The sequence below is a fragment of the Caulobacter segnis genome, assembly GCF_023935105.1.
GTDB classification, from domain to species: domain Bacteria; phylum Pseudomonadota; class Alphaproteobacteria; order Caulobacterales; family Caulobacteraceae; genus Caulobacter; species Caulobacter segnis_B.
This window is the reverse complement of the sequence record NZ_CP096040.1, coordinates 5,630,249-5,644,952: the sequence shown is the minus strand read 5'-3', so window position 1 is coordinate 5,644,952 and position 14,704 is coordinate 5,630,249. Positions and strand designations below refer to the sequence as shown.

Below are 14,704 nucleotides of genomic sequence, written 5' to 3'. Positions count from 1 at the left end.
GATGGGTTTGGGGGGAGAAGAGGAATTAGAGACATGCGTCGCGTCGTCGTCACCGGACTGGGGATCGTCTCGTCCATCGGCAACAACGCCAATGAGGTGCTGGCTTCCCTGCGCGAAGCCAAGTCCGGCGTGATCTTCGCACCGGAATACGCCGAGCGCGGCTTCCGCTGCCAGGTCCATGCCGCGCCCCAGATCGAGTGGGAGTCGCTGGTGGATCGCCGCGCGGCGCGCTTCCTGTCGCCCGGCCTGGCCTATGCCCACGTCGCCATGGAGCAGGCGATCGCCGACTCCGGGCTCGCGGAGGGCGAGATCTCGAACGAGCGCACCGGCCTGATCGTCGGTTCGGGCGGTCCCTCGACCAGCATCATCGTCCAGGCCGCCGCCACCACGATGGAGAAGGGTCCCAAGCGGATCGGCCCGTTCGCGGTGCCCAAGGCCATGAGCTCGGGCCCGTCGGCGGTGCTGTCGACCTGGTTCAAGATCCGCGGGATCAACTATTCGATCAGCTCGGCCTGCGCGACCAGCGCCCACTGCATCGGCGCGGGCGCCGAGCAGATCCAGATGGGCAAGCAGGACATCGTCTTCGCCGGCGGCTGCGAGGAGCTGGACTGGACCTTGTCGAACCTGTTCGACGCCATGGGCGCCATGAGCACCAACTTCAACGACCGTCCAGCGGTGGCCAGCCGGGCCTACGACAAGAACCGCGACGGCTTCGTGATCGCCGGCGGCGCGGGCATCGTGGTGCTGGAAGAGTACGAGCACGCCAAGGCGCGCGGGGCCAAGATCTACGGTGAAGTGGTCGGCTACGCCGCCAACTCCGACGGCTACGACATGGTGGCGCCCTCGGGCGAGGGCGCGGCGCGCTGCATGCGCCTGGCGATGGCGCAGGCCGGCGATCGCGCGATCGACTACCTGAACCCGCACGGCACCTCGACGCCGGTCGGCGACAGCAAGGAGATGGGCGCGGTGCGCGAGGTGTTCGGCGACAAGCCGCCGATGATCTCGTCGACCAAGTCCCTGACCGGCCACAGCCTGGGCGCGGCCGGCGCGCAGGAGGCCATCTACTCGATCCTGATGCTCAACAACGGCTTCGCCGCCGAGAGCGCTCATATCGAGGAGCTGGACCCCGAGTTCGCCGACCTGCCGATCCTGCGCCAGCGCGCCGACACGCCGCTGACCACGGTGATGTCCAACAGCTTCGGCTTCGGCGGCACCAACGGCACGTTGATCTTCAGCCGCGTCGACTAGCGGATCTCGGGGGCGCGTTTGACGACCGCCCGCGAGGCTTTCGATCTGTACAGAGCCGGCCGATTGGCCGAGGCCGCCGCCTTGTGCGAGCGGCTGGTCCTCGAAGCGCCCAGCGTCGAGGCCTGGCACCTGCTGGGCGTGGCGCGACTGGGGCTGGACCAGGCGGAAGCGGCGCTCGTCGCCCTTGACGAAGGGCTGGTGCTGGATAGTGAGCGACCTGGCTTGCTGTCCGCAAAGGCCTTGGTTCTCAATAGCCTAGGGCGTGATGCCGAGGTGGTCGCCGCCGCTCGTACCGCTCTGGCGGTCGATCCCGACAACCCGCCGGTTCTCGGCGCCCTGGCCGTATCGCTGCAAAGACTGGGCGGCTTCGAGGAGGCGCTGGCGGTGCTCGATCGCGCTGTCCAGCTCTCGCCAGGCGACGCCAAGACGCTGGCCAGCCGCGCGGCCTTGAAGTCGCTGCTGAACCGACCGGCCGAGGCGGCGCGCGATCTGGAAGCGGTGCTGGAGATCGACCCGCTGCACACCCGCGTCTCGGGCGACCTGATGTGGGCGCGCCGCCAGACCTGCGACTGGCGCGAGGACGCGGCGCTGGACATGCTGGTCAAGGCGGACCTGAAGCTGGGTCGGCTGGGTGTTTCGCCCTTCGCCGCCCTGGCGATGTTCGACGAGCCGGCCCTGCACCGCCGCTGCGCCGAACTGGCCGCGCCGCCCGAGCGCCCAGCGCCGACATGGCCGGTTCGGCCGCCGGGCGACAGGATCCGCGTGGCCTATCTGTCGTCCGACCTGCACGCGCACGCCACGGCTCGCCTGCTGGCGGGCGTGCTGGAGGCGCACGACCGCTCCCGGTTCGAGATCTTCGCCGTTTCGTATGGTCCGGACACGGGCGGCCCGATGCGCGAGCGCCTGAAGGCCGCTTGTGAGCACTGGATCGAGGTCCGCAGCCTGTCGGACGCGGCGATCGCCGAGCTTTGCCGTGCGCGCGGCGTCGACATCGTCGTCGACCTCAAGGGCTATACCCAGGACGGCCGGCCGGGGATCCTGGCTCATCGCGCCGCGCCGGTGCAGGTCAGTTGGCTAGGCTATCCAGGCACGCTGGGCCGACATGCCGACATCGTCCTGGCCGACGCCGTGACCATCCCGCCGGGCGCGGAAGGGTTCTGGTCCGAGGCGGTGGTCCGCCTGCCGCTCTACCAGCCCAATGACCGCCTGACCGAACTTCCGCCGCCGCCGAGCCGCGCCGCCGAGGGGCTGCCCGAGGCCGTCTTCGTCTTCTGCTGTTTCAACAATCCGGCCAAGATCACGCCCGAGGTGTTCGCGACCTGGATGGCGATCCTGAAGGCCGCGCCGCGGAGCGTGCTTTGGCTCTATGCCGGCGCGCCGGGAGCGGCGGAAAACCTGCGCGCCCATGCGGTCGCCGGCGGGATCGAGCTGGAGCGGCTGGTCTTTGCTCAGCCCGCGCCGCACGCCGAGCACCTGGCCCGCCACGCCCTGGCCGATCTCGTGCTCGACACTTGGCCCTATGGGGCCCACACGACCGCCAGCGACGCCCTGCGCATGGGGATTCCGATACTGAGCTTGCCGGGCAAGAGTTTCGCCAGCCGGGTCGGGGCCAGCCTGCTGACGGCCCTGGACCTGCCTGAGCTGATCGCGGCTGACCGCGCCCGCTATGTCGCCAAGGCCGTCGCCCTGGCCGATGACCGCGCGGGCCTGGCGGCCCTGAAAACCCGTGTCCGCGCGGCCGTCGAGGCGTCCGCCGTGTTCGATCCCTCAGCCTTCGCCCGGTCGCTGGAAGCGGCCTTGGCCGACAGGGTCCGACGCTGAAAGACCGCTGAAGGGTTCCGCCGGGCGCCGGCCCCTGCTAACCAGCGGTCAACGATTTGCGAAAGAGGGCCCGACACATGGCCGACGATTACGCGTTCCCCAAGGGCGAGCTGATGCGGGGCAAGAAGGGCCTCGTCATGGGCGTGGCCAACCACAACTCGATCGCCTGGGGCATCGCCAGCCAATTGGCCGCCCAGGGCGCCGAGATGGCCTTCACCTACCAGGGCGAGGAATTGGAGCGCCGGGTGCGCCCGCTGGCCGAGAGCATCGGCGTCAAGACGCTGATCCCGGCCGACGTCACCGACGACGCCTCGATGGACGCCGCCTTCGCCGAGATCGAGAAGGTCTTCGGGACGATCGACTTCGTGATCCACTCGGTGGCCTTCGCCAACAAGAACGAGCTTAAGGGCTCGTTCGTGGACAACACGACCCGCGAGGGCTTCCTGCTGGCCATGAACATCTCGGCCTTCAGCTTCGTCGACGTGGCCAAGCGCGCCAGCAAGATCATGCCGAACGGCGGCTCGCTGATCACCATGACCTATCTGGGGTCGGAGCGGACCATCCCGAATTACAACACCATGGGCGTGGCCAAGGCGGCTCTGGAAGCTTCGACCCGCTACATCGCCCGCGACCTGGGGCCCAAGGGCATCCGCGCCAACGCCATCTCGGCCGGCGCCATGCGCACCCTGGCCCTGGCCGGCATCTCGGGCGGCCGCGGCATGATCGCCCAAGGCCGCGCGTTCAGCGCGATGAAGGAAGACACCTCGATGGAAGGCGTCGCCGGTTGCGCCCTGTGGCTGGCCTCGGACCTCGGCAAGTCGACCACGGGCGAAGTCGTCCACGTCGACGCCGGCTTCCACATGATGGGCATGCCGGACGCCGAGGAAGCGTAAGCCAGGTCCCACCAAGGCTAGGGCGCGTAAGCTCTCATGAAACGGACGGCCGCCTCCCGCGCGAGGCGGCCGTACTCTTCCGGGGTCTTGTCGGACGGCAGGCGCAGCATCGAGCGCATCTGGCTGTGGCCCATGACCATGCCGGAGAAGAACTCGGCGGCCTCCTCGAAGTTCTCGACCTTCAGCCGACCCAGCTCGGTCTCCATCTGCAGGAAGGCCGCCAGCTGCCGACGGGCGGCGCGGGGGCCAGCCTCGAAGACCTCCTGGGCCACGTCCGGCATTTCGCCCGCGCCCAGCATGATCACCCGCATCATCGAATAGCTCTTGTTGGTGACCACGGTCTCCAGCATCGAACGGGCGTAGGCCTCCAGGGCCTCGGTCGGATTGTCGACCGCGCCGGGCTCGCGCAGCGAGGCGGTGATGCTCTCCACCCGCCTGGTCATCAGGGCCCGCATCAGGTCGGCCTTCGAGCCGTAGTGGTTGTAGACCGTCTGCTTGGAGACCCCGGCGCGGCGGGCGATGGCCTCCATCGGGGCCGCCAGGCCGCGCTCGCCGATCACCTCGACGGCGGCGTCGAGGATCGCTTCGGTCTTGGCGACATCGATCTGTCCGGGAATGCGCGGCATCAGTGAGCGTCCGAAGGCGGCGGGGGGGCGTTCTTGACGGGGGCGGCCAGCAGCGAGACGCCCGCGGCGACGAAGCAGCCGATGGCCAGCAGGGTGAAGCTGTCGCCGAAGGCCATCACCGTGGCCTGCTGCTGCATCATGCCGCCGATGGCCTTGCGCGCCGCGCCGCCGGGGTCGGCGACGCCCAGCTGCATCATCCGCTCGGTCAGGCCGGCCATCATGTTGGCCGTGGCCCCGCCCTGGGTGACCTTCGAGGTCATGTCGTCGTAGTACAGCGCCGTCTGCTGGGTGATCGAGGTCGCCAGCAGGGCGAGGCCGATCGCCCCGCCGGTGTTGCGCGACAGGTTCACCAGGCCCGAGGCGTTCTTGACCATGTGCGGCGGCAGGGTGCTCATCGTGATCTGCTGGGTCGCGATCATGGCGATCATGACCCCGACGCCACGGCAAGCCTGAACCCCGGCGAACTCCCAGAAACCCCAGTCCTTGGTCACGCCGTGGGCCATGTACATGCCCCAGCCGGCCAGAACGAAGCCGATGAACATCGGCACGCGCGGGTCGGTCTTGCGCACCAGTCGCCCGGCGATGGGCCCGGTCAGGAACATCGACAGGCCCGAGACGACCATGGTGGTGCCGACCTCCGACGCCGAATAGTGGCGCACCCGGCCCAGGAACTGCGGCAGCAGGAAGGTGCCCCCGAACAGGCTGGCGCCCGAGACGGCGGTCATGGCCACGCCGACGGTGAAGTTGCGGTTGGCGAAGGCCCGTAGCTCGACGATGGGGTTGCGATAGGTCAGCTGTCGCCAGATGAACAGGGTTCCGCCCAGCACGGCCACCACGGTCAGCCACAGGATGCCGGTGTCGTCGAACCAGTCGTCCTTGGCGCCTTCCTCCAGCACGTACTGCATGCTCATCAGGAAGATCGCCATCACGGCCAGGCCGAACCAGTCGAAGCCCTTGGCCAGGCTGGGGTCGCCCTTGTCGAACTCGCCCCAGCGGGCCACGCCGAACAGCACGATCAGTCCGGTCGGGACGTTGATGAAGAACAGCCAGCGCCAGGACAGAGCCTCGGTCAAGTGGCCGCCCAGGGTGGGGCCGACCGTCGGGGCCAGGGTGACGATCAGGCCCATGATCACGCTGGCCGTCACCCGCCGCTCGGGCGGGAAGGCGGTGAAGGCCACGGCGAACACCGTCGGGATCATCGCCCCGCCGATGAAGCCCTGTAGCGCCCGGGTCAGGATCATCATGTCGATCGACGAGCTCAGGCCCGTCAGCACGCTCATGACGATGAAGCCGGTGCACGAGATCAGGTAGAGCCGCTGGGTGCCCCACAGCCGTGACAGATATCCCGACAGCGGGATCATCACGACCTCGGGGATCAGATAGGCGGTCTGGATCCAGCTGATCTGATCGGTGCTGGCCCCGACGCCGGCCTGGATCTGCGGCAGCGAGGCCGCGACGATCTGGATGTCCAGGATGGCCATGAACTGGCCGATGACCATGGCCCCGAAGCCCAGGAACAGCTTGCCCCAGTCGACCTCGGGCTTGGCGGGGGCGGTCTTGGGCGCTTCGCTGGCGGGGAGGGCGGCGTCGGTCATGACGCGTCGCTCCGTCTAGCGATCCACGCCCTGGCGGGCGACCTGCGGCGTGACCTGGGCCGCCTCGGCGAACGAGGGGCCCGAGCGGTCGCGGACGTCGACCTTGATCTCGACCGACAGGCCCGGCCGCAGGGCCTGGCCCAACTGGCTGCGGTCGACGACGATCTTGACCGGCAGGCGCTGGGTGATCTTGGTGAAGTTGCCGACGGCGTTCTCGACCGGGATCAGGGCGAACTCCTGGCCGGTGGCGGGGGCGAAGCTGTCGACCTTGCCGACGATCTTCTGCTTGCCGAAGGCGTCGGCCTTGATCTCGACCGGCTGGCCGACGCGGATGCGGGCGACCTGGGTTTCCTTGAAATTGGCGACGATGAAGGCGCGGCCCAGCGGCACCACCGACATCAGCGCGACGCCCGGCTGGACCAGCTGGCCCGGACGGACCGAGCGGGCGCCGACCACGCCGGCGACCGGCGCGCGGATCGTGGTGCGCTCCAGGTCCAGCTTGGCTTGCTCGACAGCGGCATGGGCGGCGGCGGACTGCGCCACGGCCTGGGCCTTGGCCGAGCCCAGCGACTGGGCGGCGCGGCGTTCGGCTTCCAGCGCGGCCTGGGCGCTCGCGACGCTGGCGGTGGTCTGGGTGGCGGCGGCGCGCTCGGTCTGGACCTTCTGCTGCGAGACCCAGCCTTGCTTGGCCAGGGCGTCGTAGCGATCGAGGTCGGCTCTGGCGCGGCCGGCGTCGGCCTGGGCGCTGGTCACGCCGGCGGCCTTCTGGGCGATCATCGCCTGTTCCAGGCTGTTCTTGTCGTCGACGGCGCGGATGGCCGCGTCGGCGGCGCCGGCATTGGCGATGGCCTGGTCCAGGCGGGCCTGGAAGGTCGACGGATCGATCCTGGCTAGCACCTGGCCGGCCTCGACCCGCTGGTTGTCGGCCACCAGCACCTCGGCGACATAGCCCGAGACCTGCGGGCTGACCTGCACGGTGTCGGCCTGGACAAAGGCGTTGTCGGTCGCCTCGTAGCGCTGCTTGTCGATGAACCACAGCGTCCCGCCGACGACCACGCCGACGAGGACGACCCCGCCGACGATCATCGGAACCAGCTTCTTGTTACCCGGCGTCGCCATGCACCCAGATCCCTGTCGAAAGGCTTCAAGCGCGCCGGATAGTCGGGTCCAGCGCGCTCGGCAAGGGATAAATGGACGCAGTCGTCCAACTTTCAATTAACGCCGACGAAGTTTTTTCACGCGGGCGCTTGGCGTCGCGGTTTCGACGCGGCGGGTCGCGCAACCTAAAGCGTGGGCGCGCGTATTTCCTCCGACGCATACGTCGTCAGGAGATGAGGTTCCGATGAAGTCGCGACCCCCGATCGCGGGACTTTCCGTCCTCGACCTGCTGCGTCCGACGCTCTGGATGGCGGCGGCCGCCTTCGCCGCCGGGTTCGGCGGCTATCTGGTCATCGGCCTGAAGGCGCTTCAGGCGGCCGCCCCGCTCTAGACTATTTCGAGCCGGTCGAGCCGAAGCCGCCCGCGCCGCGATCGGTGGCGTCCAGGTCGTCGACCTCGACCAGCGGCCATTGCGGGGCCGCCGCGATGACCCCCTGGGCGATGCGGTCGCCCCGGCGGATCGTGAAGTCCTCTTCGCCCAGATTGATCAGCAGCACGCAGACCTGACCGCGATAGTCGCTGTCGACGGTGCCCGGCGCGTTGGTCACCGTGACGCCGTTCTTGAAGGCCAGGCCCGAGCGCGGGCGAACCTGCATCTCCCAGCCGTCCGGCACCGCCACCGAAAAGCCGGTCGGGGCCATGCAGCGCGAGCCCGGTTTCAGAACGATAGGTTCGTTCTCCGGCACGTGGGCCCGCAGATCGAAGCCCGCCGCGCCGCTGGTCGCATAGGCCGGAACCGGCAGGTCGGCATTGCCTTCCCAACGCTTGAAGCGGATGGCGAGACCGGCGGGAATGGCGGACATGCGGGCGGTTCCTTCTTGGGATCGCCCGGCTGTAGCTGATTTGCGCCCCTACAGGCCAGTGCCTCAGGCCAGGGCGCCTTACCCGAGCGCCTTCGCGATCCGCGCCGCGATCTGGCCGGCCACCTGGTCCTTGGCCGCGCGGTCCCAGCGCTCGGTCCCGTCCTGGGTGATCAGCAGCACGGCGTTCTCGCCGCCGCCCATCACGCCCGGCTCGGTCACGTCATTGGCGATGATCCAGTCGCAGCCCTTTCGCGCCAGCTTGGCGCGGGCGTGCTCCTCGACATGGTCGGTCTCGGCCGCGAAGCCGATGACCAATTTGGGGCGCCGGGGGCCGCTGGCCGACAGGGTGGCCAGGATGTCGGGGTTCTCGACGAAGGTCAGGGCCGGCGGGCCGCCCTTTTCCTTCTTCAGCTTGGTCCCGAACGCCTCGTCGACGCGCCAGTCGGCGACGGCGGCCACGAACACCCCGACGTCGGAGGGCAGGGCGGCCTGGCTGGCGGCCAGCATCTGGCGAGCGGTCTCGACATCGACCCGCTTGACGCCGACCGGCGTGGGCTGGGCCACGGGACCGGCGATCAGGGTGACCTCCGCGCCGAGTTTCGCCAGCGCCTCGGCGATCGCGAAGCCCTGCTTGCCGCTGGAGCGGTTGGTGATGCCTCGCACCGGATCGATCGGCTCGAAGGTCGGGCCTGCCGTGACCAGGGCGCGCTTGCCCTGAAGCGGGCGGGCGGCGGGGCCCTCCAGCATCGCCACGATGGCCGCGAAGATCTCTTCCGGCTCGACCAGGCGTCCGGGCCCGAACTCGCCACAGGCCATCGCGCCCTCGTCGGGCCCGACGAAGCTGACGCCATCCGCCTTCAGGGTGGCGATGTTGCGCTGGGTGGCCGGGTGCAGCCACATCCGCACGTTCATGGCCGGGGCCATCAGCACCGGCTTGTCGGTGGCCAGCAGGGTGGTGGAGGCCAGGTCGCCCGCGAAGCCGCCGGCCGCCTTGGCGATCAGGTCGGCGGTCGCGGGCGCGACCACGATCAGGTCGGCCGAGCGCGACAGCTCGATATGACCCATCTCATGCTCGTCGGTTAGCGAGAACAGCTCCTGATAGACCTTGTCCTCGGCCAGGGCGGCCAGGGACAGGGGCGTCACGAACTCGGCCCCGGCCTTGGTCAGGATCGGCCGCACGGCGATCCCGGCCTTGCGCAGCAGCCGGGTCAGCAGCAGCGCCTTATAGGCCGCCACCCCGCCGCCGACGATCAGAAGAACCCGCTTGTCTTTCACGTTCTGGCCGCTCACGCCGCACTCCGCTTCCGCATGCGTCTCATCCCTGCACATGCCCACCCTCGCGCCAAAGCGCCAGGGTTAAAGATAGGGACTCGACTCATGTTCCGCTTTCGTTCAATAACGTAAAAGTAGAACAACGGGGCGATGCCATCATGAAGATTGTGCGAAACGTCTTGTCGGGCGCGACGGCGCTCATGCTGCTGGCGGGTCTTTCGGCCTGCGACAGCGGCGCCTCGGCCGTGAAGGCGCCCAAGGCCAGCGAGCGGGCCAGCAACGATATCGCGCCGCCGCCGGAAGGCGGGGCGAACGGCGGCGGCCGGGCGGCCGATCCGCGCGACGCGCCGGTCAAGCTGATCGCCGGCAAGCCCTACTGGGCCGCCAACCGCACGCGCACGGCCGAGGAGAACGCCCAGCGTTCTTTCGAGCGCAACGGCGAGACGTTCGGGGCCAAGACGGCCGACGACTATGTCGCCAAGGTCCACGCTTTCGTCAGCGACCCACCCAAGGGCGCGCAGACTCTGAAGCGCGCGAACGGCGACCTGCTGATCTACGACCCCAAGGACAACGTCTTCGCGGTGGTCTCGCGCGAGGGCGCGCCGCGCACGATGTTCAAGCCCGACGAGGGCGCGGCCTATTGGGACGAGCAGAAGACCCGCGAGGACCGCCGGACCTCGGCGGCCAGGAAGCGCGAACAGGCCGAAGGCTAGAGGGGCGGATGCGGCGCCAGCAGCAGGCCGGTGACGAAGGCCGCGCCGGCCGTCGCCGCCCCGACCAGGAACCATAGCAGCGGCCAGCTGTGCTGGCGCTCGGCCACCACGACGGGCGCTGGGGGCGGGGCCTCGGCCAGGCGGGCCAGGGCCTTGATGGCGCGCAGGGCCTCTTCGGCGAAGTCGCGGGCCTTGGCGGCGGGCGACAGCTCGCGGCCGATCCAGCGGCGCACCACCGGGTCGGCGGCGGCCCACAGGTCGTGAGTCGGATCGATGCGGCGGGCCACGCCCTCGACGGTGACCATGGTTTTCTGCAGCAAAACCAGTTCCGGCCGCAGGGCCATGTCGAACAGGGCGGTGATCTCGAACAGCTGGGCCAGCAGGCGGCCCATCGAGACCTCGCGGGCGTTGCGGCCGAACACCGGCTCGCCCACGGCGCGCAGGGCCTGGGCGAAGGCGTCCACGTCCTGGTGGGCGGGCACATAGCCGGCGTCGAAATGCACCTTGGCCACGCGGGCGTAGTCGCGGTTCAGGAAGCCGTACAGGATTTCGGCCAGGTAGCGGCGCTCGCCCGGGCCCAGGCGGCCGATGATCCCGTAGTCGACGGCGGTTACGGCGCTGGGCGCGGCCACGAACAGGTTGCCCTCGTGCAGGTCGGCGTGGAACAGGCCGTGGTCCAGGGCCTGGGCCAGGAACCCGCGGGTGATGTTCTCGGCCAGGGCCTTGCGATCCAGGCCGGGCAGCTCCAGCGCGGCGGGGTCCGATAGCGCCACGCCCTCGGCCCAGGTCAGGGTCAGGACGCGCTTGCCGACGCCCTCCCAGCAGACCAGCGGCGCGCGCATGTAGGGATCGGTCGCCATGGCTTCGCCAAGCTCGGCGCAGCCGGCGGCCTCGAAGCGCAGGTCCATCTCCAGGTCCAGGGCCCGGATCACCACCTCGACGAACTCGGTGGGCTTCAGGCGGCGCGAGGCGGGAGCCAGTTGCTCGGCCAGGCGCGCGGCCAGGCGCAGCACGGCGCTGTCGCGGGCCACCTGGCGCTCGACGCCGGGGCGCAGCACCTTCACCGCCGCCTTGCGGCCGTCCAGCAGCACGGCCGGATGGGCCTGGGCCAGGGAGGCGGCGGCGACCGGTTCGCCGATCTCGGCGTAGATCTCGCCCAGCGGCCTGCCGAGGTTGCGCTGGATCTCGGCCTCGGCGATGGCCAGAGGGAACGGCGGCAGGCGGTCCTTCAGATGGGCCAGGTCCTCGGCGAAGGCGGTCCCGAAGATGTCGGCGCGGGTCGACAGGAACTGGCCCATCTTGATCGCGGCCGGACCCTGCTTTTCCAGCACGTCGGCCAGCCGCTGGCCCGGCCGGCCGCGCTTGGCCGCGCCACCGGCGAACATGCGCAGCAGCCGGCCGGCCAGCTTGGCGGCCGGCGGCAGCTGAGGCTCGACCTCGCGCGGGATCAGGGCGTCGGCCCGGACCAGGGCCCAGCCCGCGCCGGTCAGGCGGAGAAATGCGGAAAGGCTAGGCAAGGCGAGCGCCTTTTACCTCACCCCGATCCTCCCGGCGAAAGCCGGGATCCAGATCCAGCCTGAGCGATAGCAAGTCCTGGCCTCGCTCGGCCTTACGATCTGGGCCCCGGCTTTCGCCGGGGAAATCGGAATGAAAAGTCACCGCGATCACTCAGAGCGCCCAGCCCTGGTGCAGGGCCGCCACGCCGCCGGTGAAGTTGGTGTAGGTCACGCGCTTGAAGCCGGCGGTCTCGATCATGCCGGCGAAGGTGCGCTGGTCGGGGAAGCGGCGGATGCTCTCGACCAGGTACTGATAGGCGTCGCGGTCCTTGGCGACCCATTCTCCGACCTGCGGAATGACCTTGAAACTGTAGGCGTCGTAGGCCTTGGCCAGGGCCTCGGTCACCGGCCGCGAGAACTCCAGGCACAGGAAGCGGCCGCCGGGCTTCAGCACCCGGCGCGCCTCGCGCAGGGCCGCGTCGATGTCGGTGACGTTGCGGATGCCGAAGCTGATCACATAGGCGTTGGCGTAGTTGTCCGGCAGCGGCAGGCGCTGGGCGTCGCCGACGGTCCAGGTGATCTCGGGCTCGCCGCCGCGCTCGATGCCGGCCATGATCATCTCGGCGTTGTAGTCGACGATGTTGATGGTGGCGTCCGGACCGCCGCGCCGCTCCTGGGCGTTCCGGGCCATCTTGGCGAAGCGGCGGGCCATGTCGCCGGTGCCGCCGGCGCAGTCGATGATCACCTCGCCCGGCTGCGGATTGAGGCGCGCGGCCACGGCGTCCTTCCAGAGCCGGTGCACCCCGCCGCTCATCAGGTCGTTCATGATGTCGTAGTTCTTGGCGACGCGGTCGAAGACCCCGCGCACCAGGCCCGCCTTCAGCGAGGCGTCGACATCCGTGAAACCGAAGCTGGCGGAGGTGTTGCTCATGACGTCTTTGGGCCGAACTCTCTATATGAACGTCCGCTATTAGCCCGCGTCACGCGCCGCGTCATCGTCTTAAGGGTTCGCCGTTGCCCGAATTGCCCGAAGTGGAGACCGTCCGACGCGGTCTCGAGCCCGTCCTGTCCGGCGCGCGCCTGGTCCGCGTGCGCGCCAACCGCCCCGACCTGCGCTTCCCGCTGCCCGACGGCTTCGTCCAGCGGCTGACCGGGGCGAAGATCCTGCAACTCGACCGCCGGGCCAAGTACATCCTGGCGCCGCTGGATCGCGGCGACACCCTGGTGATGCACCTGGGCATGACTGGCCGCTTCGAGATCGCCGCCCCGGAAGGGACCGTGAGGCCCGGCGACTTCGCCCGCGAGGTCAAGCCCGACGACAAGCACGCCCACGTGGTGTTCGAGACCGAAGCAGGGGCCACCGTCACCTATTACGACCCGCGCCGGTTCGGCTTCATGGACCTGATCCAGACCGACCGGGTCAGCCATCATCCCTGGTTCGCGACCATGGGTCCCGAGCCGCTGGGCGAGGGCTTCGACGCCAAGACCCTGGAAAAGGCCTTCGCCAATCGCAAGCAGGGACCCAAGACCCTGCTGCTGGACCAGCGCACCGTCGCGGGCCTGGGCAATATCTATGTGTGCGAGGCCCTGCACCGCGCGCACATCTCGCCGTTCAAGCCGTCGGGCGGGATCGCGCCGAAACGCCTGCCGCCCCTGACCACGGCGATCAAGGACGTCCTGGCCGAGGCCGTCGAGGTCGGCGGCTCGTCGCTGAAGGACTTCGCCGCCGCCGATGGGGCGCTGGGCTATTTCCAGCACCGCTTCCGCGTCTACGACCGCGAGGGCGAGCCGTGCCCGACCTCCGGCTGCAAAGGCGTCATCGCCCGCGAGGTCCAGGCGGGGCGGTCGACCTTCTTCTGTCCGGTCTGCCAGGTGTGAGGCCTAGGCGCGTCGCGCCAGCACCTTGCCCGCCAGCCAGCGACGGACGGGTTCGTCGTAGAGCTTGAGGCAGGCCCAGGCGATCGCGACGGCGGCGACGAACAGGCCCGCGCCGATCAAGGCGCCCAGGGCCGGGGTCGGCTTCCTGTCCACGACCCAGCCGGTGTAGGCGTAGATCAGCGGATAGTGGGTGATATAGAGCGGATAGGAGAGGTCGCCGAAGAAGCGGGCGATCCGGACGCTGGGGCCGTCAACGTCCTTCTCGCCGGCGCCGATGGCCACGATCAGCGGGAACAGCACGATGATGCAGGCCGCCTCGTAGAGGCCGTTGATCCAGCGCTGGTCGCCGACTCCGAAGCGCGGCAGCGACAGGGCGGCGATCAGCAGCAGGCTGCAGACGGCGAAGGCGTTCTTGACCTTGATCCGCTTGCCCAGGCGCATCAGCAGGATGCCGGCGAAGAACGGGAACATCACCCGGGTCATGCCGATCTGGATCCCGCTGGCGTCCAGCGCCCAGCCGCCGATCACGTCGCCGCGCGGCCCCCGCACCAGCAACCAGACCAGCGCCAGGGCCGATGCGCCGACCAGCGCGCCAAGCCAGCGGACAGGCAGCTTCCGCAGGCCCACGGCGTACAGGATGTTGCCGATATACTCGTAGAACAGGGACCATTGAGGACCGTTCAGTGGGTAGATCTCGCTCCAGCCGCGGATCTCGGTCGACGGGGTCAGCGGGATCATCAGGGAGCCCAGCAGCAGCGCGCCGGCGATCTGCCACGCCTGAACGGTCTCCAGTTTCGGAAACAGCGACCAGTGCTGCAGGCCCAGCATCGCCACGCCGATCAGGCCCCCGATGATGATCATCGGCTGCAGCCGCACCAGCCGTCGCTTGTAGAAGTCCCACTGGCCCATGCCCGCCGCCCAGCGGTCGTCATAGGCGTAGGCGATCACGAAGCCTGACAGCAGGAAGAAGAAGTCCACCGCCAGATAGCCGTGGTTGATGATCTGCCGCTCGGGATCACCGCCCGCCCAGGCCTCGAACACGTGAAAGACCACCACCATCAGCGAGGCCACGCCGCGCAGTCCGTCCAGGATGACGTAGTGGCTCTTGCCCGAAGAGGTGTGGACGGGCGCGGTGGCGTCGGTCGAGGTCGCCGCGACGGAAACGGTCATGCGAAGTGCGGGCTCCCCAACCCAGATCATG

The 14,704-nt window shown here is 69.3% G+C and carries 14 protein-coding genes; 6 read left to right on the top strand and 8 right to left on the bottom strand.

Going from position 1 to position 14,704, the window contains the following annotated elements; translation table 11 throughout:
* Nucleotides 1-33: 33 nt before the first annotated feature.
* The 3 genes from fabB (at nucleotide 34) to MZV50_RS26200 (ending at nucleotide 3,962) form a co-directional block, all read left to right on the top strand.
* On the top strand, nucleotides 34-1,248 hold the full coding sequence (fabB, locus tag MZV50_RS26210) for a beta-ketoacyl-ACP synthase I (RefSeq protein WP_252632289.1): 1,215 nt from the start codon (nucleotides 34-36) through the stop codon (nucleotides 1,246-1,248).
* A gap of 18 nt (nucleotides 1,249-1,266) precedes the next feature.
* Nucleotides 1,267-3,069: an O-linked N-acetylglucosamine transferase, SPINDLY family protein gene (locus tag MZV50_RS26205; RefSeq protein WP_252632288.1), complete on the top strand. Its 1,803-nt coding sequence runs from the start codon at nucleotides 1,267-1,269 to the stop codon at nucleotides 3,067-3,069.
* A 77-nt stretch (nucleotides 3,070-3,146) separates the two neighbouring features.
* Nucleotides 3,147-3,962: an enoyl-ACP reductase FabI gene (locus tag MZV50_RS26200; RefSeq protein ID WP_252632287.1), complete on the top strand. Its 816-nt coding sequence runs from the start codon at nucleotides 3,147-3,149 to the stop codon at nucleotides 3,960-3,962.
* Between the two features lie 17 nt (nucleotides 3,963-3,979).
* On the opposite strand, the gene MZV50_RS26195 is transcribed toward MZV50_RS26200, so the two are convergent.
* Genes MZV50_RS26195 through MZV50_RS26185 form a run of 3 tightly spaced genes read right to left on the bottom strand, consistent with a single transcriptional unit; the run spans nucleotide 3,980 to nucleotide 7,302 of the window.
* Nucleotides 3,980-4,588, bottom strand: a complete 609-nt coding sequence (locus MZV50_RS26195) for a TetR/AcrR family transcriptional regulator (protein ID WP_252632286.1) — start codon at nucleotides 4,586-4,588, stop codon at nucleotides 3,980-3,982.
* Nucleotides 4,588-6,183 (bottom strand): DHA2 family efflux MFS transporter permease subunit, encoded by a 1,596-nt coding sequence (locus tag MZV50_RS26190; RefSeq protein WP_252632285.1) that lies wholly within the window; start codon nucleotides 6,181-6,183, stop codon nucleotides 4,588-4,590. Before MZV50_RS26190 ends, MZV50_RS26195 begins: the two co-directional genes overlap by 1 nt.
* A 15-nt stretch (nucleotides 6,184-6,198) precedes the next feature.
* Nucleotides 6,199-7,302, bottom strand: coding sequence for an HlyD family secretion protein (locus tag MZV50_RS26185; RefSeq protein ID WP_252632284.1), 1,104 nt, complete (start codon nucleotides 7,300-7,302; stop codon nucleotides 6,199-6,201).
* A 223-nt stretch (nucleotides 7,303-7,525) separates the two neighbouring features.
* Between MZV50_RS26185 and MZV50_RS26180 the strand changes: the two genes are divergently transcribed.
* Nucleotides 7,526-7,672 carry a hypothetical protein gene (locus MZV50_RS26180; protein ID WP_252632283.1) on the top strand — a complete coding sequence of 49 codons (147 nt, stop codon included), beginning with the start codon at nucleotides 7,526-7,528 and terminating at the stop codon, nucleotides 7,670-7,672.
* A gap of 1 nt (nucleotide 7,673) precedes the next feature.
* Here the strand turns inward: MZV50_RS26180 and dut are convergent, their stop codons facing one another.
* Nucleotides 7,674-8,144, bottom strand: a complete 471-nt coding sequence (gene dut / locus MZV50_RS26175) for a dUTP diphosphatase (protein ID WP_252632282.1) — start codon at nucleotides 8,142-8,144, stop codon at nucleotides 7,674-7,676.
* Nucleotides 8,145-8,222: 78 nt separating this feature from the next.
* Entirely contained in the window at nucleotides 8,223-9,419 is a 1,197-nt protein-coding gene (coaBC, locus tag MZV50_RS26170) for a bifunctional phosphopantothenoylcysteine decarboxylase/phosphopantothenate--cysteine ligase CoaBC (RefSeq protein ID WP_252635316.1), read from the bottom strand.
* 155 nt (nucleotides 9,420-9,574) lie between these two features.
* Here coaBC and MZV50_RS26165 point away from each other — a divergent pair, with 155 nt between their 5' ends.
* The gene (locus tag MZV50_RS26165) at nucleotides 9,575-10,129 is read left to right on the top strand and encodes a hypothetical protein (protein WP_252632281.1); all 555 of its coding nucleotides are present in this window, start codon (nucleotides 9,575-9,577) and stop codon (nucleotides 10,127-10,129) included.
* Here the strand turns inward: MZV50_RS26165 and ubiB are convergent.
* Together ubiB and MZV50_RS26155 are read right to left on the bottom strand one after the other, a co-directional pair.
* Entirely contained in the window at nucleotides 10,126-11,646 is a 1,521-nt protein-coding gene (ubiB, locus tag MZV50_RS26160) for a 2-polyprenylphenol 6-hydroxylase (RefSeq protein ID WP_252632280.1), read from the bottom strand. The two genes, MZV50_RS26165 and ubiB, sit on opposite strands and share 4 nt — an antisense overlap.
* 151 nt (nucleotides 11,647-11,797) lie before the next feature.
* Nucleotides 11,798-12,556: a class I SAM-dependent methyltransferase gene (locus MZV50_RS26155; protein WP_252632279.1), complete on the bottom strand. Its 759-nt coding sequence runs from the start codon at nucleotides 12,554-12,556 to the stop codon at nucleotides 11,798-11,800.
* Nucleotides 12,557-12,639: 83 nt separating this feature from the next.
* Between MZV50_RS26155 and mutM the strand changes: the two genes are divergently transcribed.
* A complete protein-coding gene (gene mutM, locus MZV50_RS26150; RefSeq protein ID WP_252632278.1) occupies nucleotides 12,640-13,503 on the top strand; it encodes a bifunctional DNA-formamidopyrimidine glycosylase/DNA-(apurinic or apyrimidinic site) lyase in 864 nt (287 codons plus the stop codon).
* Between the two features lie 3 nt (nucleotides 13,504-13,506).
* Here mutM and MZV50_RS26145 read toward each other — a convergent pair whose 3' ends face one another.
* Complete coding sequence (locus MZV50_RS26145) at nucleotides 13,507-14,673, bottom strand: acyltransferase family protein (RefSeq protein ID WP_252632277.1); 1,167 nt, start codon at nucleotides 14,671-14,673, stop codon at nucleotides 13,507-13,509.
* Between the last annotated feature and the right edge of the window lie 31 nt (nucleotides 14,674-14,704).

What these genes read in the sequence shown, in the direction of transcription:
- fabB (WP_252632289.1), top strand. Translation starts at nt 34, where the DNA reads ATGCGTCGCGTCGTCGTCACCGGACTGGGGATCGTCTCGTCCATCGGC.
- MZV50_RS26200 (WP_252632287.1), top strand. Translation starts at nt 3,147, where the DNA reads ATGGCCGACGATTACGCGTTCCCCAAGGGCGAGCTGATGCGGGGCAAG.
- MZV50_RS26195 (WP_252632286.1), bottom strand. Translation starts at nt 4,588, where the DNA reads ATGCCGCGCATTCCCGGACAGATCGATGTCGCCAAGACCGAAGCGATC.
- MZV50_RS26190 (WP_252632285.1), bottom strand. Translation starts at nt 6,183, where the DNA reads ATGACCGACGCCGCCCTCCCCGCCAGCGAAGCGCCCAAGACCGCCCCC.
- MZV50_RS26185 (WP_252632284.1), bottom strand. Translation starts at nt 7,302, where the DNA reads ATGGCGACGCCGGGTAACAAGAAGCTGGTTCCGATGATCGTCGGCGGG.
- MZV50_RS26180 (WP_252632283.1), top strand. Translation starts at nt 7,526, where the DNA reads ATGAAGTCGCGACCCCCGATCGCGGGACTTTCCGTCCTCGACCTGCTG.
- dut (WP_252632282.1), bottom strand. Translation starts at nt 8,144, where the DNA reads ATGTCCGCCATTCCCGCCGGTCTCGCCATCCGCTTCAAGCGTTGGGAA.
- MZV50_RS26165 (WP_252632281.1), top strand. Translation starts at nt 9,575, where the DNA reads ATGAAGATTGTGCGAAACGTCTTGTCGGGCGCGACGGCGCTCATGCTG.
- MZV50_RS26155 (WP_252632279.1), bottom strand. Translation starts at nt 12,556, where the DNA reads ATGAGCAACACCTCCGCCAGCTTCGGTTTCACGGATGTCGACGCCTCG.
- MZV50_RS26145 (WP_252632277.1), bottom strand. Translation starts at nt 14,673, where the DNA reads ATGACCGTTTCCGTCGCGGCGACCTCGACCGACGCCACCGCGCCCGTC.